At 60.3% G+C, this 25,971-nt stretch carries 26 protein-coding genes and 1 pseudogene; 9 read left to right on the forward strand and 18 right to left on the reverse strand.

Translation table 11 applies throughout. The annotated features are described in order from the left end of the window. Positions 1 to 90 precede the first annotated feature (90 nt). Entirely contained in the window at positions 91 to 1,437 is a 1,347-nt protein-coding gene (pabB, locus tag BUB69_RS18760; RefSeq protein ID WP_073169355.1) for an aminodeoxychorismate synthase component I, read from the forward strand. A gap of 87 nt (positions 1,438 to 1,524) precedes the next feature. Here the strand turns inward: pabB and thrH are convergent, their stop codons facing one another. Continuing rightward, positions 1,525 to 2,142 (reverse strand): bifunctional phosphoserine phosphatase/homoserine phosphotransferase ThrH, encoded by a 618-nt coding sequence (gene thrH / locus BUB69_RS18765; protein ID WP_073169357.1) that lies wholly within the window; start codon positions 2,140 to 2,142, stop codon positions 1,525 to 1,527. A gap of 173 nt (positions 2,143 to 2,315) precedes the next feature. Between thrH and BUB69_RS18770 the strand changes: the two genes are divergently transcribed. Continuing rightward, positions 2,316 to 3,050, forward strand: a complete 735-nt coding sequence (locus tag BUB69_RS18770) for a phosphoadenylyl-sulfate reductase (protein WP_073169359.1) — start codon at positions 2,316 to 2,318, stop codon at positions 3,048 to 3,050. 64 nt (positions 3,051 to 3,114) lie between these two features. Here BUB69_RS18770 and cysB read toward each other — a convergent pair whose 3' ends face one another. The 4 genes from cysB to BUB69_RS18790 form a co-directional block, all read right to left on the reverse strand. Then, on the reverse strand, positions 3,115 to 4,089 hold the full coding sequence (gene cysB, locus BUB69_RS18775; protein ID WP_073169361.1) for an HTH-type transcriptional regulator CysB: 975 nt from the start codon (positions 4,087 to 4,089) through the stop codon (positions 3,115 to 3,117). A gap of 160 nt (positions 4,090 to 4,249) precedes the next feature. Then, positions 4,250 to 4,744: a universal stress protein gene (locus BUB69_RS18780; protein ID WP_073169363.1), complete on the reverse strand. Its 495-nt coding sequence runs from the start codon at positions 4,742 to 4,744 to the stop codon at positions 4,250 to 4,252. A gap of 98 nt (positions 4,745 to 4,842) precedes the next feature. Then, positions 4,843 to 5,808, reverse strand: coding sequence for a putative 2-dehydropantoate 2-reductase (locus tag BUB69_RS18785; protein WP_073169365.1), 966 nt, complete (start codon positions 5,806 to 5,808; stop codon positions 4,843 to 4,845). 27 nt (positions 5,809 to 5,835) lie between these two features. Beyond that, on the reverse strand, positions 5,836 to 6,171 hold the full coding sequence (locus BUB69_RS18790) for a YbbN family protein (RefSeq protein WP_073169367.1): 336 nt from the start codon (positions 6,169 to 6,171) through the stop codon (positions 5,836 to 5,838). A 234-nt stretch (positions 6,172 to 6,405) separates the two neighbouring features. On the opposite strand from BUB69_RS18790, the gene BUB69_RS18795 reads away from it, so the two are divergent. Continuing rightward, on the forward strand, positions 6,406 to 7,482 hold the full coding sequence (locus tag BUB69_RS18795) for a 3-deoxy-7-phosphoheptulonate synthase (protein WP_073169369.1): 1,077 nt from the start codon (positions 6,406 to 6,408) through the stop codon (positions 7,480 to 7,482). An 84-nt stretch (positions 7,483 to 7,566) separates the two neighbouring features. On the opposite strand, the gene BUB69_RS18800 is transcribed toward BUB69_RS18795, so the two are convergent. Further along, a complete protein-coding gene (locus tag BUB69_RS18800) occupies positions 7,567 to 7,848 on the reverse strand; it encodes a GNAT family N-acetyltransferase (protein WP_024687879.1) in 282 nt (93 codons plus the stop codon). 608 nt (positions 7,849 to 8,456) lie between these two features. Between BUB69_RS18800 and oprI the strand changes: the two genes are divergently transcribed. Further along, a complete protein-coding gene (oprI, locus tag BUB69_RS18805; protein ID WP_002553018.1) occupies positions 8,457 to 8,708 on the forward strand; it encodes an outer membrane lipoprotei OprI in 252 nt (83 codons plus the stop codon). Between the two features lie 145 nt (positions 8,709 to 8,853). Here the strand turns inward: oprI and BUB69_RS18810 are convergent, their stop codons facing one another. From BUB69_RS18810 to BUB69_RS18820, 3 genes are all read right to left on the reverse strand, one after another. Further along, on the reverse strand, positions 8,854 to 9,819 hold the full coding sequence (locus tag BUB69_RS18810) for a L,D-transpeptidase family protein (RefSeq protein WP_073169371.1): 966 nt from the start codon (positions 9,817 to 9,819) through the stop codon (positions 8,854 to 8,856). Between the two features lie 103 nt (positions 9,820 to 9,922). Beyond that, positions 9,923 to 10,204, reverse strand: a complete 282-nt coding sequence (locus BUB69_RS18815) for a hypothetical protein (RefSeq protein WP_024687877.1) — start codon at positions 10,202 to 10,204, stop codon at positions 9,923 to 9,925. 57 nt (positions 10,205 to 10,261) lie between these two features. Beyond that, entirely contained in the window at positions 10,262 to 10,867 is a 606-nt protein-coding gene (locus tag BUB69_RS18820) for an arylesterase (protein WP_073169373.1), read from the reverse strand. 10 nt (positions 10,868 to 10,877) lie between these two features. Between BUB69_RS18820 and BUB69_RS18825 the strand changes: the two genes are divergently transcribed. Then, a complete protein-coding gene (locus BUB69_RS18825; RefSeq protein ID WP_024687875.1) occupies positions 10,878 to 11,561 on the forward strand; it encodes an ABC transporter ATP-binding protein in 684 nt (227 codons plus the stop codon). Further along, on the forward strand, positions 11,561 to 14,077 hold the full coding sequence (locus tag BUB69_RS18830) for an ABC transporter permease (RefSeq protein ID WP_073169375.1): 2,517 nt from the start codon (positions 11,561 to 11,563) through the stop codon (positions 14,075 to 14,077). The genes BUB69_RS18825 and BUB69_RS18830 overlap by 1 nt, the downstream gene beginning before the upstream one ends. 169 nt (positions 14,078 to 14,246) lie before the next feature. Here the strand turns inward: BUB69_RS18830 and greB are convergent, their stop codons facing one another. From greB to BUB69_RS18870, 8 genes are all read right to left on the reverse strand, one after another. Continuing rightward, a complete protein-coding gene (gene greB / locus BUB69_RS18835; protein ID WP_024687873.1) occupies positions 14,247 to 14,720 on the reverse strand; it encodes a transcription elongation factor GreB in 474 nt (157 codons plus the stop codon). A 48-nt stretch (positions 14,721 to 14,768) separates the two neighbouring features. Beyond that, complete coding sequence (locus tag BUB69_RS18840) at positions 14,769 to 15,098, reverse strand: hypothetical protein (protein ID WP_024687872.1); 330 nt, start codon at positions 15,096 to 15,098, stop codon at positions 14,769 to 14,771. Between the two features lie 155 nt (positions 15,099 to 15,253). Further along, positions 15,254 to 15,970: an aspartate/glutamate racemase family protein gene (locus BUB69_RS18845; protein ID WP_073169377.1), complete on the reverse strand. Its 717-nt coding sequence runs from the start codon at positions 15,968 to 15,970 to the stop codon at positions 15,254 to 15,256. Next, positions 15,967 to 17,196 carry a DUF917 domain-containing protein gene (locus tag BUB69_RS18850; RefSeq protein ID WP_073169379.1) on the reverse strand — a complete coding sequence of 410 codons (1,230 nt, stop codon included), beginning with the start codon at positions 17,194 to 17,196 and terminating at the stop codon, positions 15,967 to 15,969. Before BUB69_RS18850 ends, BUB69_RS18845 begins: the two co-directional genes overlap by 4 nt. A gap of 21 nt (positions 17,197 to 17,217) precedes the next feature. Continuing rightward, positions 17,218 to 19,509 (reverse strand): sigma 54-interacting transcriptional regulator, encoded by a 2,292-nt coding sequence (locus tag BUB69_RS18855; protein WP_073169381.1) that lies wholly within the window; start codon positions 19,507 to 19,509, stop codon positions 17,218 to 17,220. A gap of 265 nt (positions 19,510 to 19,774) precedes the next feature. Further along, positions 19,775 to 20,083 carry a hypothetical protein gene (locus BUB69_RS18860; RefSeq protein ID WP_073169382.1) on the reverse strand — a complete coding sequence of 103 codons (309 nt, stop codon included), beginning with the start codon at positions 20,081 to 20,083 and terminating at the stop codon, positions 19,775 to 19,777. A 242-nt stretch (positions 20,084 to 20,325) separates the two neighbouring features. Next, positions 20,326 to 20,760, reverse strand: coding sequence for a DoxX family protein (locus BUB69_RS18865; protein WP_073169385.1), 435 nt, complete (start codon positions 20,758 to 20,760; stop codon positions 20,326 to 20,328). A 103-nt stretch (positions 20,761 to 20,863) separates the two neighbouring features. Then, positions 20,864 to 22,309, reverse strand: coding sequence for an MltF family protein (locus BUB69_RS18870; RefSeq protein ID WP_073169387.1), 1,446 nt, complete (start codon positions 22,307 to 22,309; stop codon positions 20,864 to 20,866). A 175-nt stretch (positions 22,310 to 22,484) separates the two neighbouring features. Between BUB69_RS18870 and BUB69_RS18875 the strand changes: the two genes are divergently transcribed. The 3 genes and pseudogenes from BUB69_RS18875 to BUB69_RS18885 all read left to right on the forward strand — a co-directional run bounded on the left by BUB69_RS18875 (position 22,485) and on the right by BUB69_RS18885 (position 25,167). Further along, the gene (locus tag BUB69_RS18875; RefSeq protein ID WP_073169389.1) at positions 22,485 to 23,321 is read left to right on the forward strand and encodes a TatD family hydrolase; all 837 of its coding nucleotides are present in this window, start codon (positions 22,485 to 22,487) and stop codon (positions 23,319 to 23,321) included. An 84-nt stretch (positions 23,322 to 23,405) separates the two neighbouring features. Next, complete coding sequence (locus BUB69_RS18880; RefSeq protein WP_073169391.1) at positions 23,406 to 24,710, forward strand: methyl-accepting chemotaxis protein; 1,305 nt, start codon at positions 23,406 to 23,408, stop codon at positions 24,708 to 24,710. Positions 24,711 to 24,819: 109 nt separating this feature from the next. Continuing rightward, positions 24,820 to 25,167, forward strand: a pseudogene (locus BUB69_RS18885) (Mpo1-like protein). Here the strand turns inward: BUB69_RS18885 and BUB69_RS18890 are convergent. After that, on the reverse strand, positions 25,136 to 25,933 hold the full coding sequence (locus BUB69_RS18890) for an acyl-CoA thioesterase (protein ID WP_073169395.1): 798 nt from the start codon (positions 25,931 to 25,933) through the stop codon (positions 25,136 to 25,138). The pseudogene BUB69_RS18885 and the gene BUB69_RS18890 sit on opposite strands and share 32 nt — an antisense overlap. Positions 25,934 to 25,971 lie beyond the last annotated feature (38 nt).

The raw sequence follows: 25,971 nt of genomic DNA on the forward strand, positions 1-25,971 counted from the left end.
ACGGCACTGCCCAATCCCGACATGCCTCTAGGAGGCACCCGGCCTTAGGACTACAATCCCCGGCCGCGCTTTTGATACTGACGTCACGACATGCCCATCTGCTCGCTACACCCTCTGCCTTACAGTGCCGACCCGACCGTGTATTTCTCACGGATTCGCCGGGCTCCGGGCGCGGTACTGCTCGACAGTGGCCGGCCCGTGGCCCAACGAGGCCGCTTTGACCTGCTCAGCGCCTGGCCACTTCAGGACCTGACCGTCGAAAGCGAAGAAACCGGCAGCGCCTGCATCAATCGCTTGCGCACATGCTTGACGTCGCTGGGTGCCGCCAGCCTGCCGGAAGGCTGCGCGCTGCCATTTGCGGGCGGCCTGATCGGTTACCTGAGCTACGATTTCGGCCGGCGACTGGAACCGCTGCCCAATCAGGCCATTGACGACCTGCACCTGCCCGATGCGCGCCTGGGGCTCTATGACTGGGCCTTGATCAGTGACCATCACGCCCAGACCAGTCAGTTGGTCTTTCACCCGGCCATGGCGGAAGCCGAGCGCGCACGACTGATCGAGCTGTTCACTGACAACACGGCATCGTCCGCCTCGTCGTTTTCGCTGCAACAACCTTTTGCGGCGAGCATCAGCGCCAGCGATTACCGAAGCGCCTTCGAGCGAATCCAGCAGTACATCCAGGCAGGCGACTGCTATCAGGTCAATCTGACCCAGCGGTTCCAGGCGCCTTGCGCAGGCGACCCCTGGCACGCCTATCAGGCGCTTCGCTCGGCCTGCCCGACGCCATTTGCAGGCTTCATGTCGCTGTCTGGCGATGATGCCATCCTGAGCCTGTCACCCGAGCGGTTCGTCAAGGTCAGCGACCGACAGGTCGAAACCCGCCCGATCAAGGGCACGCGCCCGCGCGGCACCGACCCGATACAGGATGCGGAGCTGGCCGGACAACTGCTTGGCAGTGAAAAGGATCGTGCGGAGAACCTGATGATCGTCGACCTGCTGCGCAATGACCTGGGCCGCAGTTGCAGGATCGGCTCGGTAAAAGTCCCGGAACTGTTCAGTCTGGAAAGCTACCCCAACGTGCATCACCTGGTCAGCAGCGTGACGGGCGAACTGGCGGCCGACCATGATGCACTTGACCTGATTGCGGGCAGCTTCCCCGGCGGCTCGATTACCGGCGCGCCGAAAATCCGCGCGATGCAGATCATCGACGAGCTGGAGCCCACCCGACGCGGCCTCTACTGCGGCTCGTTGATGTATCTGGACGTGCGGGGACAGATGGACAGCTCCATCGCTATACGCAGCGTGCTGGTCAAGGATGGCCAGGTATCGTGCTGGGGCGGCGGCGGCATCGTCGCAGATTCCGATTGCGATGCGGAATATCAGGAGACCTTCACCAAGGTGCGCGTGCTGCTTGAGACGCTGAATGCGCTAACCTGATCGCGCCCAACGTTCTGCGCTCAGCGTTATACACACGTCTTGCTGCAACCGCCTCCCCACACGAGGTACTCATTCAGCCAGATACTTTCAGAGCGCCAAGTCCCGATTCGATGCCTTGATGAAGGCCTTCTTCAGGTCTTCAAACGTATGCACGGCCGGAAATTGCGGAAACTCGCGGATCACGTTTTCAGGCGCGTGGAACAGGATGCCAGCGTCGGCCTCGCCCAGCATGGTGGTGTCGTTGTAGGAGTCGCCTGCGGCGATGATGCGGTAATACAGGCTCTTGAATGCCAGCACCGATTGACGTTTGGGGTCTTTCTGGCGCAACTGATAGCTGACCACCCGGTCTGTCTCATCGGTGATCAAGCGATGGCACAGCAAGGTCGGAAAGCCCAGCTGGCGCATCAAGGGCTGGGAGAATTCGTAGAAGGTGTCCGACAGAATCACCACCTGAAACCGCTCCCGCAGCCAGTTGACGAATTCCACCGCGCCGTCCAGCGGCTTGAGGGTAGCGATCACTGCCTGGATGTCCGACAACTTCAGGCCATGCTCATCAAGAATGCGCAGGCGCTGCTTCATCAGCACGTCGTAGTCGGGAATGTCCCGTGTGGTGGCGCGCAGTGATTCGATGCCGGTTTTCTCGGCAAAGGCAATCCAGATTTCCGGGACCAGCACACCTTCCAGATCGAGACAGGCAATTTCCACAGAACACTCCTCAAGGGCACTTCACGATAAAGGGAAGCGGCACTCTAGCGGCTCGTACCACACGACGCAACGCGCTGCCCGTGCGTGTGCAGCGGCCACGTGGCGACGGATTTTGTTACCATTACCGCCATCACGAGCGCTTAAGCGCCAACCTTTACCCAGGAAGCCGCCTGATGAGCCAACCCTTCGACGTCGCCGAGCTGGCGACGACTTATGCAAACAAGTCTGCGCAGGACATTCTGAAACTGGCCTTCGAGCATTTCGGTGACGAGCTGTGGATTTCCTTCAGCGGCGCCGAGGATGTGGTGCTGGTGGACATGGCCTGGAAGCTGAACAAGAACGTCAAGGTGTTCAGCCTCGATACGGGTCGCCTGCACCCCGAGACCTATCGATTCATCGAGCAAGTGCGCGAACACTACAAGATCAACATCGAGATCATGTCGCCGGAACAGAGCAAGCTCGAACCCTTCGTCAAGGAAAAGGGGCTGTTCAGCTTCTACCGTGACGGCCATGGCGAATGCTGTGGCGTGCGCAAGATCGAACCACTGCGTCGCAAGCTCTCCAGCGTCAAGGCATGGGCGACCGGCCAGCGGCGTGACCAGAGTCCGGGCACGCGCAGCGCCGTGGCTGCGATGGAAATCGACACCGCCTTCTCGACGCCCGAGCGCACGCTGTACAAGTTCAACCCGTTGGCACAAATGAGCAGCGAAGAAATCTGGGGCTATATCCGCATGCTGGAGCTGCCTTACAACAGCCTGCACGAGCGTGGCTTCATCAGCATTGGCTGCGAACCCTGCACGCGCCCCGTCTTGCCGAACCAGCACGAGCGTGAAGGTCGCTGGTGGTGGGAAGAAGCCACTCAGAAAGAGTGCGGCCTGCACGCCGGCAATCTGATCGCCAAGGTCTAGGCATCACGCTCGCGTCATTGCGGACACCTGGTGCCCGCAATGACGCCGTTTCAGCGACACCCGATCAATGAACGGGCAGCTCGACATTGGCGAACAGCTCTTCCATCTCCTGTTTGTTATGGCAGGTAATCGCCTTGGCCATGACTTCGCGAGTCAGGTGAGGGGCGAATTTCTCGATGAAGTCGCACATGAAGCCACGCAGGAACGTGCCGCGACGGAAGGCAATCTTGGTGACACTGGACTCGAACAGATCGCTGGCATCCAGAATCACCAGATCGCTGTCCAGTTCCTCATCCACGGCCATCCTGGCGACGATGCCGACCCCCAGGTTCAACCGCACGTACGTCTTGATCACGTCGGCATCTGCGGCGGTGAACACGACTTTGGGCACCAGACCGCGATGGCTGAAGGCTTCGTCCAGCTTGGAGCGACCGGTGAAACCGAACACGTAGGTCACGATCGGGTATTCAGCCAGCAACTCCAGGGTCAACTTCGGTGCTTTGGTCAGCGGATGACCCTGAGGCACCACGACGCAACGGTTCCAGCGATAGCACGGCATCATCACCAAGTCACTGAACTGCTCGAGCGCTTCGGTCGCAATGGCAAAATCCACGGTACCGTCAGCCGCCATTTCGGCGATCTGGGTCGGTGATCCCTGATGCATGTGCAAGGCAACGTCCGGGTATTGCCTGATGAAATTGCTGATGACAGGCGGGAGTGCATAGCGCGCCTGAGTGTGGGTGGTCGCAATCGACAGCGTGCCCTTCTTCTCGTTGGAGAATTCCTGAGCGATCTGTTTGATGCTTTCGACCTTGCGCAGAATCTCACCTGCAGTGGTGATGATGCGCTCGCCTGCCGGCGTGACACGCGTCAAGTGCTTGCCGCTGCGCGCAAACACCTCGACCCCCAGTTCGTCCTCAAGCAGGCGAATCTGCTTGCTGATGCCGGGCTGTGAAGTGTAAAGGCTCTGTGCCGTCGCGGAAACGTTGAGGTCGTGGTGCGCCACTTCCCAAATGTAGCGCAGTTGTTGGAGCTTCATATGTATCCCTCAAAGCAGATAAACCCTAGGGGCATCAGCGACGGTATATAACTGGATTAATGGTCAGGCGAATAATTCTAGAACTTTTTATCACCTTTGTGAGGCGATGGCACGCTCGATTTCACTTAAACCGCCAATTAAACCTTCTTGAACCTTCGCTCTACCCTCGCCCTCTGTTCTGCATCATGGGCACCATGTAAACCGGTACTGCGCAAAGCCGTAAAATCCTGGCAGCCGTACGGCCTAACGACGCGCCCTCTTCCGCCCTGCGGCTGTGACTGCCCACCACAAGCAAATCCACATCCAGTTTTCGCGCCTGCTCAAGAATCACGCTGGAGGGTTCTCCCTGAACAACGCGCACTGTGCGAATGAAAGACAGGTCGTTGTGACCTTCACCCAGTTCCTCACGAAACCCGTCGAGCATCCTTTGCTCAATTCCATCCATGAACGCACTCACACCCTTGCTGTGCAGTTCCCTTAACGCATCCTCGCCCAGATAGCTCTGCAGCACCGATTCGGCGAACAGCCCCATGGGTTCAACGACATGAATAACATTAAGTTCGGCATTGAACGTCCGGGCCAGCGCCAGCGCATGCTGTGTCACATAAGGCGCATACAGACCGAGGTCTGTGGCATACAGCATCGAACGAACCATACAACCTCCCGAACAGCCAGAATGGCGGAGATTGATAGAGCTTAGCAGTGCGCCAAAGTCTGCGACGCCTGTAAACCGGCGCTCTGTCCGCTCGCGACTCAATCGGGCCGACGATTGCCCCGATCAATAAAGGTCAGCGCCTGATACAGCGTGCGTACACGCGGCATGTCGCAACCGGCGGCGAGCGCGGCGGCCAATGGCCGGGCGTAGATGGCTTCCAGTTCCAGAGGCCGCTTCTCGACGTGATCGTGGTACATGCTGGGCTTGTAGTCGGGCATGGTCTCGGTCACGGAGAACAGCCTGGAGGCAAAGCCGGGCGGCAAGGTGTAACCACAGGCCTGAGCGCCGTCCACCACCTCGTCCATCAGCGCCCGTACCAGCTCGCGACTGGCCGGATCGCTCATCAAGCGGGAGGTGCCGGCGCGCAATAGCACCGATAATCCGTTATACGGCACGTTCCAGACCAGTTTTTGCCAGCGCGCCTGCTGCAGATCCGCCATTGCGTGCGCCTCGACCCCGGACTCGCTGAACAATGCCGCGCAGGCCTCGACAATGGCCAGGCGATCGGCCTGATCGGGCGACGGGCCACTGTGATAGCCCACGCTTACTGCACCAAATGCCTGGTGTGTAACGACGCCCGGCGCAGTGCGATGAACGCAGATGAAACACAGACCGCCCAACACATGCAGACTGTCCGGGATCACGGCTCGCAGTTGATCCTCGACCGCCAGACCGTTCTGTAACAGCACAACCTTCGCCCCCTCGGCGGCGACCTGAGTGATGATCGGCCCCAGGTCCGCATTGCCGGTGCTCTTGGTGCCTACCAGCAACCAGTCACAGGCTGGCATGTCGGCTGCCGAGCTGTAGGCTTGCACAGGATGCAGTTGCAGATCGCCATGGACGGCGCTGTCGATCTGCAGGCCATGGCTCACCACCGCTTCAAATTCGCTGCGCAGCAGAAAATGCACATCCAGTCCTGCCCGCGCCAGCATCAACCCATAAAAACCACCGATGGCACCGGTGCCGATGATCCCGATACGGGGAGCTTTCGTCTCATTGCGCATACTGTTTTCTCTTGCTGACTGTGTGTTTCAGGGCAATTCGTCGGGGGAACGGTGCATGACCTCGTCCAGCGCCGTCGAAAGACCCTCCAGGGTCAGTGGCGCACGAAGCGGGCCTTGAAACAGGCCATCGCGCACCACGAACAGCGCGGGCAGATGAAAGACTTCATAGCGCTGCACAGCGCCACCGTTATCCTGAGCGTCGACCCAGCACAGCCGGTCGACGGCCAACGCCATGGCGGGCAGTTGCTGCCTGGCCCAGCGACAGGCGGAACAGCCTGCGCTGGTAAAAATCAGCAGCGACGTTCCCGCAAGCCCGAGTAATTGATGATCGATGTCGAAGTCACTCAGTTGCAGTTGATTCAACGAAATAGCCCTCACCTCTGGCCGTACACTATCGGTTGCAGCGCCAGCGGTTGCAAATGACAGATGCACAGACGTCGTAAAGTCGCGGCAAAGCGGCGCAAACCCGTGCTTTACCCATTGTCGAACAGCGCGATAACGCGCTAAGGTTCCGCTCCCCGCTGCGCTCAAACCTGCTGGGCACCGCCGCACCGGGAACCGCAGGCGGCCAGTACCCGCGACCTGATGAGTAACACGATGGCTGATTTACCGATTGACGACCTCAACGTTGCATCCAACGAGACTCTGATCACGCCGGATCAGCTCAAGCGCGAAATCCCCCTGACCGACGCTGCCCTGCATACCGTCAGCAAGGGTCGTGAAGTGATTCGCAACATTCTCGACGGCAATGACCACCGCCTGTTCATCGTGATCGGGCCGTGCTCGATCCATGACCTGAAGGCGGCAAAGGAATACGCCGAGCGCCTCAAGGCACTCGCGGCAGAAGTGTCGGACACCCTGTATCTGGTCATGCGCGTCTACTTCGAAAAACCGCGCACCACCGTGGGCTGGAAAGGTCTGATCAACGATCCGTACCTGGATGACTCGTTCAAGATCCAGGACGGCCTGCACATCGGTCGCCAGTTGCTGCTGGACCTGGCTGAAATGGGCCTGCCGACTGCAACAGAAGCGCTGGACCCGATTTCCCCGCAGTATCTGCAGGACCTGATCAGCTGGTCGGCCATTGGCGCGCGCACCACCGAATCCCAGACCCACCGCGAAATGGCCTCGGGCCTGTCCTCCGCAGTAGGTTTCAAGAACGGCACCGACGGTGGCCTGACTGTCGCCATCAATGCGTTGCAATCGGTTTCCAGTCCGCATCGTTTTCTGGGCATCAACCAGGAAGGCGGCGTCTCCATCGTGACCACCAAAGGCAATGCCTATGGCCACGTGGTGCTGCGTGGCGGCAATGGCAAGCCAAACTACGACTCGGTCAGCGTCGCGCTGTGTGAGCAGGCCCTGAACAAGGCCGGCATCCGGCCCAACATCATGGTCGACTGCAGTCATGCCAACTCTAACAAGGACCCTGCCCTGCAACCGCTGGTCATGGAGAACGTCGCCAACCAGATTCTGGAAGGCAACGAGTCGATCATTGGCCTTATGGTCGAAAGCCACTTGAACTGGGGTTGTCAGGCAATTCCCAAGGACTTGTCGGAATTGCAGTACGGCGTGTCCATCACCGATGCCTGCATCGATTGGGAAAGCACCGAAAAAACCCTGCGCAGCATGCACGCCAAGCTCAAGGATGTACTGCCGGCGCGCACGCGCAAGTAAACATCCGGCCGACACGAAAACGCCGAGCAATTGCTCGGCGTTTTTCATGGTGCTGTTTGTGAGGCTGAGCGCAAAAGGACCAGATCAGATTTTTGCGGCTTGCCGGTGATGACGCTCCATGTAGCGCTCCACATAGGAGCAGGACGCGATCACGGTATAACCCAGGCTGTCGGCGTAATTGAGTGCTTCCTCGGTCAGGGCAGCCGCAATCCCCCTGCCGCGCAATGCGTCCGGGACGAATGTCCGATAGAAATCCAGGGTCTGCTTACCCAGGTCCATATAGGTCAGGTAGGCACGATGGCCGTCGATGTTGATTTCGAACTGATGGCCGGTCTGATCATGGTGGATGGACAACGCCTCGCTCATCGCTACTCCTCGCGGGTCTTGGAATTTGACCCCTACCTTACCGATCTTTTTCCGGCGAAGGAACATCTACGCCACCCTGTGCCTGTTTTGACACCGAGAAGAGCCTGGCCGATCTCAACAAAGAGCACCTGTAAATAGTAGGCGTCATTGCCGGATATGCTCAAGCGTGATCCTTATAAAAAAGCATGAAACAACCACCGTACTGACAAAGCTTCACCTGAAACGGTCCGCACGCCCTGCGCAAGAGTGAACGCAACAGCACTTGCGGCACAAAGCGCACAGCGTGACAAACGCAACGGTCGCAAGGTACATCGGGCACACGATGGCCGATATGAACCGACACCGCCAGGCCCAACTGCCGTTGCATATGCCTGCCATCTGGCCTGCGCGACACTTGCCACGGGTGCACACGGCAGCCACGGCGAGGTGGATAGTTTTCACACAGACTGCATGAGAAGTAACGCGGAACACTTTCAAAGCCAAGAAATTTATGCGCTTCTTGCGCTTCCTCCGTTTACTTACTACAAACAATGGGTACTATGTACGCCGGTCATTTTCTCACTTTCGAGAGATGACTAAATTGAAATAAGTCCTTGAAGGGGAACACGATGAACAACGTTCTGAAATTCTCTGCTCTGGCTCTGGCAGCAGTTCTGGCCACCGGTTGCAGCAGCGTATCCAAAGAAACCGAAGCTCGTCTGACAGCTACCGAAGACGCAGCTGCTCGTTCGCAAGCACGTGCCGACGAAGCCTACCGCAAGGCTGACGAAGCACTGGCTGCAGCTCAAAAAGCTCAGCAAACTGCTGACGAAGCCAACGAGCGCGCACTGCGCATGTTGGACAAGGCTAGCCGCAAGTAATAGTCCCCTCGGGATTGTTGAAAGGCCGACCCGGAAACGGGTCGGCCTTTTTATTGGCTGATGACTCTGCTCATCGCAATGCTGCGGGAGATGGTTCCCGACGCGCGGGAATGCAGCTCGATGCCGCCAGCGCTGTCAGCGCTGATCACTGAAAAATGACCGGCGCCTCAGTTGCCGCAGAAGCCGCACCCGGCACCGCGATTTCCACCGGCATGCCGTCTTCGGCCGCAACCACGTCACGCACCAGATCCCAGTTCATGCGCAGGTTGTTAGACAGATCCTCGCGCTTGAGCAGCGCGTTGATGACTGCGGTGTGCTTGTCCACCACAGACGGGTTGCCCAGATCGTCCACTGGCGTGTGCGCTTCCAGATACACCTTGCCGCCGCTCAGACCGAACTTGTAGGGTTCGCTGATAATGCGCACGGTGGTGCCGACCGGGGCCATGTCCGCCAGCTCCAGCACGTTGTTGTTATACATGCGGAAGCAGCCGTGGCTGGTGCGCATGCCGATGCCGAACTTCTTGTTCGAACCGTGGATCAGGTAGCCGGACATCCCCAGGCCGAACTTGAAAGGCCCCAGCGGGTTGTCAGGGCCGGCAGGGACGACGTTTGGCAGCGGATCGCCATCGGCGGCATGCTCGGCCTTGATCGACGCAGGCGGCGTCCAGGTCGGGTTAGGCGTCTTGGCCGTCACCTTGGTCACGCCGATGGGCGAGCCCCAGCCTTCACGCCCGACACCCAAGGGATAGGTATGCACCACGTTCTGCCCTTTCGGGTAGTAGTACATGCGGTATTCGGCCAGGTTGATGACGATCCCTTCACGCGGACCCGGTGGCAGGATGAAGCGGGTTGGCAGCACGATGTCCTTGCCGGCGCCCGGCAGCCAGGGATCTACGCCGGGGTTGGCCGCAATCATTTCCAGATAACCCAGATCGTATCGGGTGCCGAGGTCAGCAAAGGTATCTTCGTATTTGGCCTTGATCACCTGAACCTGGCCCACGATGTCCTCGCCGGGTGGCGGCAATGGAAACTCCAGTGCATGAACAGAGCTCGCCGCGCAGAGAGCAGCAAGTGACAGACAGCGGGTAACGGCTGGAATGCGCGACAACATCCGGAAAGATCCTTCGGGTAACAGCGATATGGGAAAGATTTGAAGTGTACACCTGCGCCCGGCGAATCGGGGAGATCTGCAGCGTTGCATGCAGCGCTGACAGTTACAGTTCAGGCCAGATCGGGTTCATGCCTCGCCGCTGGGCATCGAGAATTGCCTTGCACAGCGGACACAGCCGTTCATCGCGCAGCGCGTCCAGCTCAACAGCGCGAAGATGCGGCTGGGCAGGCAGCAAGGTGCCGCACAACGTGCGATCGATCGAGCCACCCAGCTCCAGTTGACGAGCAATCAGATGCACCCGCACTTCCTGGCACGCGAACAGATCGAGCTGCTCGTCGGGCTCAAGCATTTGATAGGCATATAGGGACCAGGCGGGACGCGGCATGGGGGGCTCCAGATCGGGGGGCGCCACATTAGCCGAAAGCTCTCGCCTGGAAAAGCCTCAAAGCAGCGGTTTAAGGGTCGGCCAGACATTTTCCAGCAATTTCCCCTGAGCCGCCGCCGCGGGATGGAGACCATCGGCCTGCATCAACTCAGGCACCCCGCCAATCCCTTCCAGGAAGAATGGCACGAACGGGACCTTTTTCTCCTCGGCCAACGTGCTGTAGACCTCTTCGAAAGCCTTGGTGTAACGTGGACCGTAATTGGGCGGGATGCGCATGCCGAGCAGCAACACCTTGGCTCCCGATGCACGGGAGCTCTCGATCATCGAAGAAAGGTTTTGTTGCAATTGCGCAGGCTGCTGCCCGCGCAAGCCGTCGTTGCCCCCCAATTCGAGAATAACCAGCTCCGGTTTATGCTCTGCAAGCAGCGCAGGCAGCCGCGCCTGACCTCCGGCACTGGTGTCACCGCTGATGGAAGCATTGATCACCTTATCGTTGAAACCCTGCTCCTTGAGACGCTGTTCGAGCAGACTGACCCACCCCACGCGGGTATCCAGTCCGAAAGCCGCGCTGATACTATCCCCAACAATCAAAACCGTGCCCGCCACTGCCCCCTGTGACAGCAGCAACAACCCCAGGCCAGCACTTAAAAACCACGCACGCATCGGATTCTCCATGAGTGAAAGTATTCTCAGTGCCCAAAGCCTCAGCAAAGTGGTCCCCAGCACCGAAGGTGACCTGACTATCCTGCACGAACTCTCCCTGGAACTAAACAAGGGCGACACGCTGGCCATCGTGGGCTCATCGGGATCAGGGAAATCCACCCTGCTGGGTCTGCTGGCCGGGCTGGACCTGCCCAGCTCGGGTTCGGTCACCCTCTCGGGTCGTAACCTCAGCGAGCTGGATGAAGACCAGCGCGCCAGGGTGCGTGCCGAGCATGTCGGCTTTGTCTTCCAGTCATTCCAGTTGCTCGACAGCCTCAACGCGCTGGAGAACGTCATGCTGCCCATGGAGCTTGAGGGTCGTCGCGATGCCCGCGATCAGGCCCGTAACCTGCTGGAGCGTGTCGGCCTGGGCCAGCGCCTGACCCACACTCCACGCCAGCTCTCGGGTGGCGAGCAGCAGCGTGTCGCGATTGCGCGCGCGTTCGCCGCCCACCCGGACGTGCTGTTTGCCGACGAACCCACCGGCAACCTGGACAGCCACACCGGCCAACGCATCAGCGACCTGCTGTTCGAACTGAATCAGGAGCGTAATACAACCCTGGTGCTGGTCACCCACGACGAGCGCCTGGCCCATCGCTGCCGACGCCTGATCCGCCTTGAAGGGGGTCGCCTGGTCGCCCCGCTGGAGCCTTGATGGCACGCCTGCCTTTTGCTCGTTTGCTGAGCCTTGCTGCCCGCCAGCTGCTGCGTGATGCCCGCGCCGGCGAACTGCGGGTGCTGTTTTTCGCCTTGCTGGTCGCCGTGGCCGCCAGTACCGCTATCGGCTATTTCGGTGCGCGCCTGAACGGGGCGATGCTGTTACGCGCGACCGAGTTCCTGGGGGCCGACATGATCCTTGAAGGCTCAAGCCCTGCTCGCCCGGAGCAGGTTCAGGAGGGTGAGCGCCTGCAGCTCAAGCATGCGCAGATCGTTATTTTTTCCAGCGTCATCGCGACGGACGATGGCATCCAGCTGTCGAGCATCAAGGCGGTGGATGACGCCTACCCGTTGCGCGGCGAACTGAAAAGCGCCCCTGACCTGTACCAGACCGAAGCGCCAGGCAGCGGACCGAAACCCGGCGAAGCCTGGGCCGAGGCGCGACTGTTCCCTGCCGTCAACCTGAAGATCGGTGATGACATCGATGTCGGCTCAAAGACCCTGAAGCTGACCCGCGTGCTGACCTATGAACCGGACCGCGCCGGCAATTTCTACAGCCTTACGCCACGCGTGATGATCAACCTGCAGGACCTGGCCGCCACCGGCGTGGTACAGCCAGGAAGCCGGGTCACTTATCGGGAAATGTGGAGCGGCCCGGCAGCGACGCTGGCGACCTATCGCAAGGCCATCGAGTCGAATCTGGAACCGCATCAGGAGATCAAGGATGCGCGCGACGGTAGCCAACAGATCGGCGGCGCACTGGGCAAGGCCGAACGCTATTTGAATATGGCCAGTCTGGTCGCCGTGCTGCTGGCAGGCGTAGCGGTCGCGTTATCGGCTTCGCGTTTCGCAGCACGACGCTTCGACGCCAGCGCCCTGTTGCGCTGCCTGGGGTTGTCGCGAGGCGAAGCGATGGCGCTGTTCAGCCTGCAACTGGCGATTATCGGTCTGCTGGCCAGCCTGAGCGGCGCGATCCTGGGCTGGCTCGCGCAACTGGGCCTGTTTGCATTGCTGCAAAACCTGTTGCCGGCTACGGTTCCGCCGGGCGGTCTGCTGCCCGCCCTCGCGGGCATGGGCACAGGTCTGGTCGCCCTCGCCGGCTTCGCATTGCCTCCGCTGGCAGCGCTGGGTCGCGTGCCGCCACTGCGCGTGCTGCGCCGGGACATGTTGCCGATTCCCGCCAGTTCATGGCTGGTGTACGGTGCAGCGCTGCTGGCATTGGGCCTGATCATGTGGCGTCTGAGCCTGGATCTGGTGCTGACCTTCGCCCTGCTGGGCGGCGGGATTGTTGCAGCGCTGGTGCTGGGCAGTCTGTTGCTGCTGGCGCTCAAGAGCCTGCGCCGCTTGTTGTCCGGCGCACCACTGCCGTGGCGCCTGGGCCTTGGTCAGTTGCTGCGCTACCCGCTGGCCGCTGCCGGGCAATCGTTGGCGTTCGGCCTGATCCTGCTGTCGATGGGCTTGATCGCCTTGCTGCGCGGCGAACTGCTCGACACCTGGCAGAACCAGCTGCCCAAAGATGCGCCTAACTATTTCGTGCTCAACGTGCTGCCTTCGGAGAAAGATAACTTCGCTCAGGCCATGAGCAAGCTGTCCACTCACTCGGCCCCGCTGTATCCGGTGGTGCCGGGGCGGCTGACCAGTATCAACGGCGAGCCGGTCGGCAATTTCGTCACCAAAGACTCGCGCGGCGAGAACGCCACACGACGCGACCTGAGCCTGACCTGGGCGGCCGACATGCCCGAAGGCAATACGCTGACTGCCGGGCAATGGTGGAAAGACCTGCCTGCGACCGGTCAGGCCGATGCCACACCGGGTGTTTCAATCGAAGCCAAACTGGCCGAAAGCCTGCAGATCAAGCTGGGGGATCGCCTGAGTTTCATCGTCGGCGGCCTGACCCGCGAGGCGGTCGTCACCAGCCTGCGAGACGTTAACTGGGACACCTTTCAGCCTAACTTCTTCATGATCTTCCAGCCCGGCACACTGGCCGATTTGCCAACCACCTATCTGACCAGTTTCTACCTGCCCAAGGGCCAGGACAGGCAGATCGTCGAGCTGTCGCGGGCGTTCCCGGCCATCAGCATTCTGGGCGTGGAGGCGTTGCTGGAGCAGGTACGCAGCATTCTCGACCAGGTCACGCTGGCAGTGCAGTTCGTGCTGCTGTTCGTGTTGGCAGCGGGCGTTGCCGTGCTGTTTTCGGGCCTGCAGGCGACGCTGGACGAACGCATCCGTCAGGGCGCGCTGTTGCGGGCGCTGGGTGCGGAGCGGGCGCTGCTGATCAAGTCGCGCCGGATCGAGTTCGGGTTGCTGGGCGCTGCGAGCGGGCTGTTGGCGGCGCTGGGCTGTGAGCTGGTGAGTTTTGTGCTGTACCGCTATGCGTTCTCGCTGGAATGGAGCCCGCATCCGTGGCTGTTGCTGCTGCCGGTGATCGGCGCGTTGCTGGTGGGCGGTGCCGGTGTGTTCGGCACCCGTCGCGCGCTGAATGCCAGTCCGTTGACGGTGCTGCGGGAGGGTTGATTAACCGTGTGAGCGCAGTAAACACCGTGGGAGGCGTCAATTCAGTTGCCGGTATAGCGCCTGAATAACCGAATCGCCGGCAAGCCGCCTCCCACGCGTATGTCTTCAGGCAGACATGGGTTGCCTGAAGACATCCTCGCTGCATCTGCGAGATGCAGGGATGCGGCACTCACTGCTCATAAACAATACTGTTCACGAACCATAGTTTCTCGCCCTCGGGCGTGTTGACGATGACTTCATCGCCCTCTTCTTTTTTCAGCAGCGCCCGCGCCATGGGTGAGTCGATGGAGATGTAGTCGTTGCGACCGTAAATCTCGTCGTACCCCACGATGCGGAATTTCTTAAGGTCGCCGTCTTCGTTCTCGATCTCGACCCAGGCACCGAAAAACACCCGCCCTTCCTGCTCGGGCGAATACTGCACCACGCGCATGTCTTCCAGACGCTTGCGCAGGTAGCGTACGCGCCGGTCGATCTCGCGCAGCAGTTTCTTGTTGTACTGGTAATCCGCATTTTCGCTGCGATCCCCCAGCGAAGCCGCCCACGCCACCTTCTGGGTGATGTCCGGGCGATGCTCGCGCCACAGGTAATCGAGCTCTTTCTTGAGGGCATCATGCCCCTGCCGGGTGATAATTTTTGTACTCAAGACGGTCCTCCGAAAACACAAAAATCAGCGCGACAGGGAGATGACGAACTACCGACGCGTCACCTCGTGGCGGATGCAACCGTCGTAGTAGATCTGCTTCACGCTGTCAGGTTTGAGACGCGAGTCGCTGTCGTAGGTCTGCTCGGTAATGCCCAGCGCCATCGGGCGCATCCACTGTTTGGTGAACTTGCGCGCCTGAAGCTTCTGTCGCGCGCCGTAGCGGGTCACGCCGGACAGCTTGGACGCCTGCGCCCCACCCGCTATGGTCGAGCCCCAGCGACAGAGGTAGCGCTCACTTTCAGTCGCGTTTCGAGCCTGGGCCGACACTGCAATCCCCGATAGCGTCAGGCACGCCAGAGCACAATAAACCAATCGCATGCAGACACCACCTAATCCTTTGATAAGGCGGCGATTTTGCCTATCAAGCGAAACGTCGGGGGCCAGCATAATGCCTTCCCGGGCAACCGCTGAACGAGGGCGATGACCGGAACGACGCCAGCGTCATTCCGGTATCCGACGCAGGGAGGGCCGCGTTATGGACTAACCTTGCTGTAGCACAGCCTGCCCGGGCGTAACCGCATGCGTACCAGCGAGACCAGAAAACTGAACCCGGCCTGGTTCGGATCGATGACCGGCACGTAGGCACCCAGGGTTTCCTGCAACACCTCGGTCACCCGGGCGGCCACGCCAACAAAACCGGTACAGCCCAGCAGAATCGACTGCGCGCCGTCCTCTCGTACAGCGAGCAACGCCTGCTCGACCGTCTTGGCAACCACTATGTCGACGTTCCCCAATTGATCGACAGGGCAGTCAATGGCCCGGATCGAAGAGAACGATTCGCTCAAGCCATAAGTGAGTATGTGGCCGCGCTGCATGGCCAGCGTGCTTTGCAGAATCGTGACGATCGAGAAGCGCTGACTCAAGGCCAGCGCCGTAAACGCAGACGGGGGAAAGCCTCCGATGATCGGTATGTCGATGACTTCCCGGGCCGCTTCCACGCCGCACATGTCGAAATCACTCAGCCAGATGCCGTCAAAGCCCTCTTTCTCGATCAATGCGGCCTGTTCAACCACATAGCGCCCGTTTTCCAGCAAGTTGCCCCGATTTTCGATGCAGGGCGTGCCGGCAGGCAGGTTACGTATTTCCACTGTGATGTCGGCAGGCAGCACCCCGTTGACCGACTCAAGCAAGCGCTCGTTGTAGGCGTCAGTGTTGACGGGCGCCAGGATGCAGATCCGAAAGGCACTCATTGCGCAACTTCCTTTGACGGGTGTGGCTGCGACGCATCTACGCTGACGTACGGCCCCAGATACCCCATGTCTGCAAGCAGGCTCATGAAGCTGGCGAGAATCTGCCCATCGGCGACCCGCAACGGCGCCTGCGCCTGCCAGGCCAGTACCGTCACTGTCCGGTTGCTCAATACAGGATTGAGCGCGCCATCGGCACCTACGGCATCGCCGTTCGAGAACACGCTCTGGCCTGCGCCTGACACAAAGTAGGCAATACTGTCGGGCGCTGTCGCCAGGGGTGCAGCACCACGGCTGTCCCAGGCCAGCATTGATTCATTCTGATACACCACCGTGCAGGTCGCCTCTGCCGATTCGATGTGCATCTTGCCGAGATCAAAACCACCTGCCGTGCTGACCTCGACTGCCTTGAACTGTCCGCTGAAGATCGCGTGAGCCAGCAGCCCGAACTCTTGCTTCAGAAACGCCTGCAGCTTTTGCGCGGTATCCAGTTGGCCTGCGCCTATTGCGCGGCCAGTGGTAAGCGCACGGGAGAGCGTTGCACGAATGGGCAAGGCGGCGTCGAGCTGCTCAGGCGTCATGACCCACATGGCCAGCCCGCCAAATTCCTTGAACTGCGCGGCGGCGACAATCGGGCGCATCATGTTCTCGACGATGCTGGCCACATCTTGCTGATGCTGGGGGCTGCCGTTCTCACCTTCACGCGGCGTAACGTCCAGTTCGACCTGCAGACCTTCCTGACTGACCAGAACCGCCGGGCGCGGGGAAATTCCAGCCGCGGCGTAGGTCAGCATCGGCAGGGAAGGAACAGCCCGACCGGCTCCATCGGCATCAATGACTTTAAGGCCGAGGCGCGCGGCCACCAGGCAGGCGACGACAAACCCCAGCGCCCCGCTTTCCGGCGGCACGATGTAGGCGAGCTTGCGCCCTTCTTTCGCCAGGCGGTCTCTCACGTACTCTGTCGCGCCGACCGGACCCAGAGGATAGGCGGAGCCGTTGATGGCCTGTGGCGATCCCATGTAGGCGACCATCACCGTATCGCCCTCCGCGCTGCGGCACGCCTCTTCGACCGTGACCACCTCGACCTTGTCGCTCGGGTAGTAGGAGCCCTCGCGAAAATGCTCCAGCAATCCTTTGGCAGATGAGAGCGTACCGCCGCCACCGCTGCCAAAAAAACAGCCCCCTAACGCAAGTGCTGCGAGATCCTGGCCATCCAGTTCGAACGTCATAGCAGTCTCCATCCGTGTATTTCAGTTGTGGTGAATAAGGCTCCGTGCCGGTTGAAGCGCTACCAGAACAGAGTGGGCGTGAGTAAGAGAAAGCGGCGCCTGTTGCATCGAAACCCCCGTCATCGCCCGCTCCAGGGTATGGAGCGCCTTATCGTGGCGGGCGGTGTCGGCAAGCAGCACTGCAAGGTGAGTGGCAGCTGAAATTCGAGCGGGCAGCGAGCCCAGCGCATAGGCTGTGGACAGGGCCGTGCGCAGCATGTCTTCGGATTCAGGGTGGTCAAGTGCCTGAAATGACCGGGCCCTGACGACCATCAGGTCACAGAGATAAACCTTCTCCTGATACGTATCGGCGCGGTCGATGGCTTGCAGGATCAGCGTGGATGATTCCAGCGCCCGGCCCGCTTGCAACAGCAGCTCGGCTCGTTTCCAGATCTGGAATGAATAAAAAAGGTGCCCGCCATGACGCAGCACATGATGTTCATAGCCGTCGACAATCATCGCCAGTCCGGCTTCGAGCGCACCGCCCTGCGCCATGTGCCAGCCCTGAAAGATCAGGCCCACGCCCTGGTAAAACGTGAAACCATTGTCCCGCGATACCAGCACCAGCCTTCCCGCGTAGAGTTCGACGGCATCGGCGTCCTCAAAGAGGCAGGATAGCCAGGCAGCACCCTGCAGGACAACGGCCTCGCCGAACGCGCAATGATGCTCGTCACCGAGGGCTTTCAAGCGTTCCAGCGCTGTTCTGGCCCGTGAGAAAAAGCCGCTGTGAAACGCCGACAAGCCTTCCAGCGTCAATGCCAGCGCAAAAAAATCCAGGCCCTGCGCGCTCACCTGCCGCTGCGAGTTGCGGTCTGTCAGGCGCGATTGGGCCAGGATCGACAGACATTCCTCGGTGTCACCCAGCCAGTACAAGGTGTTGGCCAGGGCAATGTGCGCCTCATCCAGCATCTGCGCAGTCCCACCGGCATAGCCTCGGCGCAGCATCTCCTGCGCTGTGCTGCGAGCCTGACGCAGGTCAAGTGCCATCAACTGACTGCTCCAGATACCGAACTGCAACACCGCCAATTCTGCGGGCTCGCAAAGGTCTGTGCCGATCCTCAGGGCCGCACTGTCACTGGCACGCGCATCAGGGCTCATCCAGCCCTGTAATCCCCGATAGCAAACGCCCAGGAGACGCCAACCCTCCACAAGCTGACGACCGACTGCCGGGGTGTAGGACTGGCTTTCGCTTGAATGCAACAGCGGCCGCAACACGCGAATTGCCGCCTGAAACCGGGAACTGGCCGTCGCCGTGAACGCCAGGTTCAAAGCGGATTGCAGGTCCGGCTCGTACTGCTCGCGCATTTTGAGCCGCCGCTCGATGACCTGACGATGCACCCCCAACAACTGCGCCGCCGCACACGTGTCGCCACGACTGAGCTTGAGCGCGTGTTCCACCAACAACTGTTCGGCTGCCGCCAGCTTATTCTTGCCGGGCAATCGCATGAGCAGGTCGGTGACATCGCTTGGCGGCGCCAGGCGTTTCAACGAACGGTCTTCACCCAGGAAGGGCTTCAGAACGGCCGCACTGACCAGCGGATCGTCGACCACAGTGCTCAGACGCTCGATCAGCGTGCGCAATTGACGGGCCTGTCCAGGCCAGCGCTGACGCATCAATAACGCGTTGGCATCCGATGTAAAACTCATCGGCCGGGGCTGGAGACTCGCGAAGTAGCGCGCCAGCACCACGACATCTTCAGGCCGTTGATCCAGACCCGGCAGCTCGATTTCGAACACGGCGAGCCGGTAATAAAGGTCCTCCCGGAACAGTCCCTGGTTGACCAGCTCTCGAAGATTACGGTACGTCGCCGCGACGATCCGGCCCTGAAAACGCCGCTCTTCACTGCTGCCGAACGGACGAAAGCTGCCTGTTTCCAGAACGCGTAGCAGCGCAGGCTGGAGCGCGAGGGGGAGCTCATCGATTTCGTCGAGAAATAATGTCCCGTTGCCAACCGACTCAAATGGACCAAAGTCGCTGCCCGTGCCTGTGGTTGACGCAGCCAGACGATGACCGGACAGCTCAGTCTCTGTGAGGTTGGCCGACAAGGCGGCACAGTTGAGATCAATGAACGGCTTGCCGGCACCGGGCCCCAGCCGATGAAGGCGCTGGGCGATGATCTTCTGGCCCGCTTCCGATGGCCCGCAGATCAGCACCGGGTGTCGGGCAGCTGCGATCCGGCCCACCTGGTGAATGACGCTGAGAAACGATGGCGACGCCCCGACAATGCGCGTATCCGGCTGCGAAGGCCCAAGGGCCAGCTCATGACTACTCACAGCGCCTCCTCCCAGGAAAAACCGATACCGTCCGAGGTGTTGAATCGAGAAATGCGTAAGCGATAAAGAAGCTTGCGACAGCAGGAACGCCTGAATAAATCAGGCGCCCGCTGATCCTGACAAGCGCTCAAGTCATCTGTGTGAAAGGCATCGGGGAGACCCTGCTCAATTCAGCGCTGACTCGGCGCGCATGATCATCATCCCCAGTGATATCAAAATGCAAGCACTGATACACAATGGCGACGGTAAATGCGGTGTTGGCGGGTCAACCCAGCGTGATCAAACCCTGTCGGGCAATGCGCACCAGATCGCCAATCGCCTGCTCGATGTCGGCCGGATCCGGCGACTGAATAACGGCAAGGTCGAAATGATCGTTGGCAAAATGGCTGAGCGGTTGATGTGCATCGACAAACTGAATCAGAAAGGCACAGGAACCGCCACGACGACGTGGCCAACCGTCCAGATAGCGCAGCAGCGTTGGCTGGTGGGCACCGGCGAGAAGGATTTTCGGGCTCTTGCGGGTCAGCACGGTGCTGATGGGCGACAAACGAAGAAGGGGGCGCAGGTTGTTCATGGTTTTTTCTCTGCCTCAGAAGCTCCGCTGGGCAGCGGTGAGAGGCAACACCGAACCAACGTTTTAGCGGTATTTCGACAAGACATGAGCCTTGTCAGGCGCCCCGCAAGTAGTTGTTAAATCGGCGCTTGAGCACGCATCCTAGAGAAGCGCGCCCTTCGTTGTCAATTACCTTGCCCTACAATCTCGCTCAACGAGAAAGGCCCACACTCTGTGGGCCTTCAAGCATGACGACGGATCGATTATCGAGCGATCAACCGGTCCAGCGACAGCCTGCCTGCGCCTTCGATCAATACCGCCAGAGCGCCGCCCAGCAGCGCGAGCGCATATTCATAGCCATTGTTGGCCATGAAGAAGCCGTGGCTGATGTGCACCGTAAAGATCGCCACCAGCAACAATACCGTCACCAGCGCAGCCGCCGGACGGGCCAGCAGGCCCAGCAGCAGACCCAGACCGCCAAAGAACTCGGCACCACCGGACAACAGCGCCATCAGGTAACCGGGTGTCAGGCCAAGGCTTTCCATGTACTGCGCGGTGCCTTCAAGGCCGTAACCGCCAAAGGCACCGAACAGTTTCTGGCTGCCGTGAGCAATGAAGGCGATCCCGACGATGACACGCAGGATGGTCAGGCCGTAGCCGGCGCGGGTGGTAAGTACGGATTTGATCAGGCTGTTCATGCGGGTGGATTCCATCGCTGATTAAGTGGGAGTGGCGCCATCATAATCGAATGAACAAATGTTAAAATCGCAATAAATGGCGCATACCCATCTAATTAATCGATCAACGCCTGATCGTCGGCTTTCCAGCCGCGTCTTTTTCCAGCGCATCGCGTTGACGATCGAAGGCCAGGTAGTATTTGTTGACGCTGTTGACGAAGGTCACCACGTTGGCCCCGCCCTGCTCCATCGCAATACGCTCGGTCTGGAAAAACCATTGATTGGGGTTCAGGCCGCGCCTTCTGGCCTCGTCGCGCATGCCCTGCACCCGCTCAGGCCCCATGTTGTAGGCGGCCATGGTGAATGCCATGCGCTCACGCTCGTTGACCCTGGGGCTGGAGAAATATTTGCGCTTGATCGATGCCATGTAGCGCGAGCCTGCACGCACGTTGTCGTCGGCATTCTGAATATTGGCAACCCCGACGCTCCTGGCCGCAGAAGGTGTGATCTGCAACAGCCCTGTCGCCCCGCCGCTGCCCTTGGCAGACGGATCGAGCTTGGATTCTTTGAACGCCAGCGCTGCGAGGTCCAGCCAGTCCATGCCCTGCGCGTCGGCATGGCGTTGCAGCATCGGGCGTAATTGCTCCAGTCGCTGGATATTGCTGCGCACCAGCGGATTGTTGACCCGGTACATGTTCTTGTAGGCTTTTTCGAAGGCAATGTCCTGGGTGCTGGAGGGCTTATAGTCCTTGAGGAAATCGTCAATGCTGGCGCGCAGCAGGGTCGCCTTGTCACGCACGAACCAACTCACGTCTCCATGGGTTTTCAACGACAGCCCGCGATCCAGGCGCAGCTTCGGCATCACCGCGACCCACCGCTCGGCAATCGGCTGCTCGACCAGCGTCAACGGATAGATACCCGCCTGCACCATTTCAAGCACGTCTTCGACAGCAAGACTGGGGTCGACCCACTCAATTTTCACCGGCGGCAGCTTGCGCAGCTCCAGTTGCCGATTGACCTGATGCAGCGCTTCGTCAGCGGCACTGCCGGTGGGCAGGCTCAGCGTACGGCCGGACAACTGCTCCACACGCCGCAGCGGACGGTCGCCACGCAGGCCGACCAGCACCAGGGGCACATCGTGAATGATCGGATTGCTGGCCTGAACGCCCCTGTCGTCACTGACATCCAGCAGCTCGCCGGGCGCGATCAGGTCACCTTCCCCACGCTGCAGGGCGCTGAGCAGTTGATTCTTGGCCTTGGGAATGACCTTGAACGTGACCTTCTGGCCATTGCGCGCATGGCTGTTGAGGTAACGCTCGAAGGCTTGCAGGCGGTGGTACTCGACACCGATCTCCTGCCCTTTGACGTCGCCCGAGCTGTTGCGGCTCTGATTGACCAGCACGCGCAGCACTTTGCTGCTGCGAATCGCCGGCAGGTCACGTACCTGTGTCGAGTGCTGCACCGCGACGACAGGCCCGGCAGGCCCGGTCGGGCGAGCGAGGACTTCAGCCGATAATGTCAGTGACAGCGGTAACAGACAGATAATGGACACGAGCGCGGATCGGATCATTCATTCCCCAAGGGCATCGCCGGAAACAGGAAAAAGGAACTCTGGAAGTCACGCAGCAGCATCAACATCGAAGGAACACGTCGAGCCTTGAAGCTCAACCGGTTGAATAGCCAGCGTTTTCTTGTTTTTACCGAAGCTCTGATATGCTCGGCAGCCTTGCGCTGGAGGTAGCACCATGCAACTCATCGACATTGGCGTCAATCTGACTAACGCCAGCTTCGCTTCGCAGCGACAAGCGGTACTCGACCGGGCCTACGCCGCAGGCGTGGATCAACTGGTCGTCACCGGCACCAGCGTCGAAGGCAGCGAACAGGCCTTGCAGCTCTGCCTGGAACTGGACGAAAGCGCTCAACGACTGTTCTGCACGGCAGGTATTCACCCTCACTCAGCGAGCGATTGGACCGGCGACACCGAGAAACAGTTGCATGCCCTGCTCAAGGAAAATCGCGTGCGCGCTGTAGGCGAATGCGGACTGGATTTCAATCGCGACTTTTCACCTCGCCCGCAACAGGAAAAAGTCCTGGAAGCGCATCTGGCCATGGCCGTGGAACGGCAACTGCCGGTGTTCCTGCATGAGCGCGACGCCAACCAGCGTCTGCTGGAAATCCTGCGCGATTACCGGGACCGGCTGCCGGCGGCCGTGGTCCACTGTTTCACCGGCGAACGAGCCGCGCTGTTCAGCTACCTGGACCTGGACCTGCACATCGGCATTACGGGCTGGATCTGCGACGAGCGACGTGGCACCCACCTGCACCCTCTGGTCGGCAACATCCCTCGCGGTCGTCTGATGCTGGAAAGCGATGCGCCTTATCTGCTGCCACGCAGCCTGCGTCCCAAACCGAAAAATGGTCGCAATGAGCCGGCGTATCTGCCGCACGTGTTGAGTGAGGTCGCGCTGCACCGAGGCGAATCCGAGGCAGACCTGGCGCGCCACAGCACCGCGTGTGCCCGCGCGTTTTTCGGTTTGCCTGTCGTTGAGCGGGTATCCGACGAAAACCCACCGTTTTCTTGATCCGCGTCAACGGTGGCTTTGATGGCCGGAATACAGTGATGGCACCTTGCTGCTATTTCTACCGATCATCATAGAAGACCACTCATGGGCTCATGGCTAAGTAATCTGTCACTCAAGTACAAGTTCTGGGCGGTGAACGCCGTGGCGTTCATCACCACCCTACTGCTGGTGCTGTACGCCGTACACCTGGAGCAGCAATCGCGTCAGGCATCCGCTCAACAGGCTGCACGCCTGATCGAGCAATGGCCCGCCACACAGCCACTTCCAGCCAATGCCGCACTGCTCATGCAGACCCCGACCTTCACCGACGTACTGACACAGCATTTCGCCCACTACGCGATAGCGGTCTTTATCCTGATGATCGTGATGCTGGGGGCTTCGCAGTTGCTGATCCGTTTCCTGCTCAGTCAGCTCAACACGCTCAAGGACGTGATGCTGCATGTGGAACGCAGCGGGGACCTGTCTGCCCGTGTGCCCAACGGCAGCGAAGACGAAGTCGGACAGATGGCCAAGGCGTTCAATGCGCTGCAGGCCGGGTATCAGCGGGTGGTCGCCACGGTCTCGCAGACTGCCATCAGACTCGACCAGGGTGCAGCGCACCTGGCCTCGGGGATGACTGAGGTTCGCCACGGCATGCTCGGCCAACAGAGCGAAACCGATCAGGTCGCCACGGCGATCAATGAGATGACCGCGACGGTGCACCACATCGCCCAGCACGCCACGACGACCCGCGACCAGTCACAGACAGCAGACGCCCTTGCAGGCAGTGGCAAGGCAGTGGTGGACCGGGTGCAGGTGTCGATTGCCGGGTTGTCCAGCGGCGTGCAACAAACCGCCGAGATGATTCAACGCATGGCTGCAGACAGCCAGAAGATCAATGGCGTGGTGAATGTGATTCACAGCATCGCCGAACAGACCAACCTGCTGGCGCTCAATGCCGCCATCGAAGCGGCGCGCGCCGGTGAAATGGGCCGTGGCTTTGCTGTGGTCGCCGATGAAGTGCGCAACCTTGCCAAACGCGTGCAAAGCTCCACCGACGAGATCACCACCATGGTGTCCGCGTTGCAGGCCGGTACGAGTGACGCGGTGGACTTCATGCAGGACAGTTCGCACAAGGCCGATGAATGCGTGCAGCAGGCACGCGAAGCCGGAGAGGCGTTGGCAGCAATTGCCGGAGCGGTGGCGCAGATGCGCGAAAGCAATACCCAGATCGCCGTCGCCGCCCAGCAACAAAGCCAGGTGGCCGAAGAAATGAACCGGGCGGTGGTCAGCATTCGCGACGTGACCGAGCGCACGGTCATCCAGACCGTAGACTCGGCCAACACCAGCGGCGAACTCGCCGTACTGGCGGGCGAACTGAACATGGCCATCGGACAACTCAAGCTGTAGGCGACTATCGCGCCGATAGTCAGGCTTGATTCGCGACGGATCGGGGTCAGGCCTATTCTTCAGGCATTGAATGACGCATTGACTGCAATGCACTGAAGAGGACTGCAGTATGGACAAGCGACTTCCCGATCTCCACACATGGCAGTGGCGTGGTTACACCGACAATCACCGGCACCCGGCCAATCGGGTGCTGCACCTGATCGCTGCTCCCCTGTTCATCGTGGCCGCGCTGCTGATTGTCGACGGGCTGTTTTCACTGAGCATTGCTTCGATTGCCATTGGCGTCATCGGGCTGGCCGCAGCGCTGGCCTTTCAGCGCCATGGGCACATGCTGGAGCAGCAGTAACCTGACCCGTTCAGCGATCTTGGCGATGCCGCCAAACGTTTGCTGGACGAGCAACGCGTGAACGTTCCTGGCTTTGTGCTTAGCCAAACACCGTCACGGTCTGACGGCTGATCGCAATCAACTCACCCTCAGGCGTCCACAACGCCGCAGCCGTGTGCCCGTACCCGTCACGCGCATGTTCGATCACGGCGCGATAGCTGCACCATTGCAAGGTGTCGAGCACCGGCTGGGGCTGCACGAATTCGATGGTCCAGGTCAACGAGCTGCCGGGGGCGGGCCTGTTCAGGTGCGGCAGAACCGCGGGCGGCCAGGTATCGACCAATGCCAGGATATGCGCCTCGCTCATGGGCTGAGACCGTGAGGTGTCGCGAAACCGGGCGTAACCACCGATGGCAGGCGACGGTGTGCTGCTGAACGGCAGGCCACCCAGCGCCCAGCGGATCTCCATGAAACGCAGGTACTCCGGCATCAGGCCGCTGACAAAGGGCAGCTCAGGGCATTCATCGACCGGTTTGAGGTGGGGTGCCGGTTCAGCCTTGACCGAAATCATCGACTCACGCGGCGCACCGAAGCTGCCCTGCATCAGGGTCATGACCTGACCGTTCTGGACAGCGCGCCCGAGCACCTGACTCACCGCCTTGCCATGACGCAGAATCTCGACTTCGAAGGCTATCGGTATCCCCGGCTCGGCAGGGCCGACAAAGGTGATCGCCAGCGAACGAACGGGCCGGTCCTGCGGGACCTGCGCACACATGGCCTCGAAGTTCAACGCCGCCATCAGCCCGCCGAAACAGGCCCGGCCTTGAGACCACTCGGCAGGAATGGTAACGCTGCCCGGGTTGTCTCGTACGGCGTCGATCAATTCGGAAAAGGTCATGGGCTTACCTGCTGGGTTCGATACGAATAGAAAGGATG

Source organism: Pseudomonas asturiensis (genome assembly GCF_900143095.1).
GTDB classification, from domain to species: domain Bacteria; phylum Pseudomonadota; class Gammaproteobacteria; order Pseudomonadales; family Pseudomonadaceae; genus Aquipseudomonas; species Aquipseudomonas asturiensis.

Coding starts and splice junctions, on each gene's coding strand:
- pabB (WP_073169355.1), top strand. CDS start 91: ATGCCCATCTGCTCGCTACACCCTCTGCCTTACAGTGCCGACCCGACC.
- BUB69_RS18770 (WP_073169359.1), top strand. CDS start 2,316: ATGAGCCAACCCTTCGACGTCGCCGAGCTGGCGACGACTTATGCAAAC.
- cysB (WP_073169361.1), bottom strand. CDS start 4,089: ATGAAGCTCCAACAACTGCGCTACATTTGGGAAGTGGCGCACCACGAC.
- BUB69_RS18780 (WP_073169363.1), bottom strand. CDS start 4,744: ATGGTTCGTTCGATGCTGTATGCCACAGACCTCGGTCTGTATGCGCCT.
- BUB69_RS18785 (WP_073169365.1), bottom strand. CDS start 5,808: ATGCGCAATGAGACGAAAGCTCCCCGTATCGGGATCATCGGCACCGGT.
- BUB69_RS18795 (WP_073169369.1), top strand. CDS start 6,406: ATGGCTGATTTACCGATTGACGACCTCAACGTTGCATCCAACGAGACT.
- BUB69_RS18800 (WP_024687879.1), bottom strand. CDS start 7,848: ATGAGCGAGGCGTTGTCCATCCACCATGATCAGACCGGCCATCAGTTC.
- oprI (WP_002553018.1), top strand. CDS start 8,457: ATGAACAACGTTCTGAAATTCTCTGCTCTGGCTCTGGCAGCAGTTCTG.
- BUB69_RS18810 (WP_073169371.1), bottom strand. CDS start 9,819: ATGTTGTCGCGCATTCCAGCCGTTACCCGCTGTCTGTCACTTGCTGCT.
- BUB69_RS18815 (WP_024687877.1), bottom strand. CDS start 10,204: ATGCCGCGTCCCGCCTGGTCCCTATATGCCTATCAAATGCTTGAGCCC.
- BUB69_RS18820 (WP_073169373.1), bottom strand. CDS start 10,867: ATGCGTGCGTGGTTTTTAAGTGCTGGCCTGGGGTTGTTGCTGCTGTCA.
- BUB69_RS18825 (WP_024687875.1), top strand. CDS start 10,878: ATGAGTGAAAGTATTCTCAGTGCCCAAAGCCTCAGCAAAGTGGTCCCC.
- BUB69_RS18830 (WP_073169375.1), top strand. CDS start 11,561: ATGGCACGCCTGCCTTTTGCTCGTTTGCTGAGCCTTGCTGCCCGCCAG.
- BUB69_RS18840 (WP_024687872.1), bottom strand. CDS start 15,098: ATGCGATTGGTTTATTGTGCTCTGGCGTGCCTGACGCTATCGGGGATT.
- BUB69_RS18845 (WP_073169377.1), bottom strand. CDS start 15,970: ATGAGTGCCTTTCGGATCTGCATCCTGGCGCCCGTCAACACTGACGCC.
- BUB69_RS18850 (WP_073169379.1), bottom strand. CDS start 17,196: ATGACGTTCGAACTGGATGGCCAGGATCTCGCAGCACTTGCGTTAGGG.
- BUB69_RS18860 (WP_073169382.1), bottom strand. CDS start 20,083: ATGAACAACCTGCGCCCCCTTCTTCGTTTGTCGCCCATCAGCACCGTG.
- BUB69_RS18865 (WP_073169385.1), bottom strand. CDS start 20,760: ATGAACAGCCTGATCAAATCCGTACTTACCACCCGCGCCGGCTACGGC.
- BUB69_RS18870 (WP_073169387.1), bottom strand. CDS start 22,309: ATGATCCGATCCGCGCTCGTGTCCATTATCTGTCTGTTACCGCTGTCA.
- BUB69_RS18875 (WP_073169389.1), top strand. CDS start 22,485: ATGCAACTCATCGACATTGGCGTCAATCTGACTAACGCCAGCTTCGCT.
- BUB69_RS18880 (WP_073169391.1), top strand. CDS start 23,406: ATGGGCTCATGGCTAAGTAATCTGTCACTCAAGTACAAGTTCTGGGCG.
- BUB69_RS18890 (WP_073169395.1), bottom strand. CDS start 25,933: ATGACCTTTTCCGAATTGATCGACGCCGTACGAGACAACCCGGGCAGC.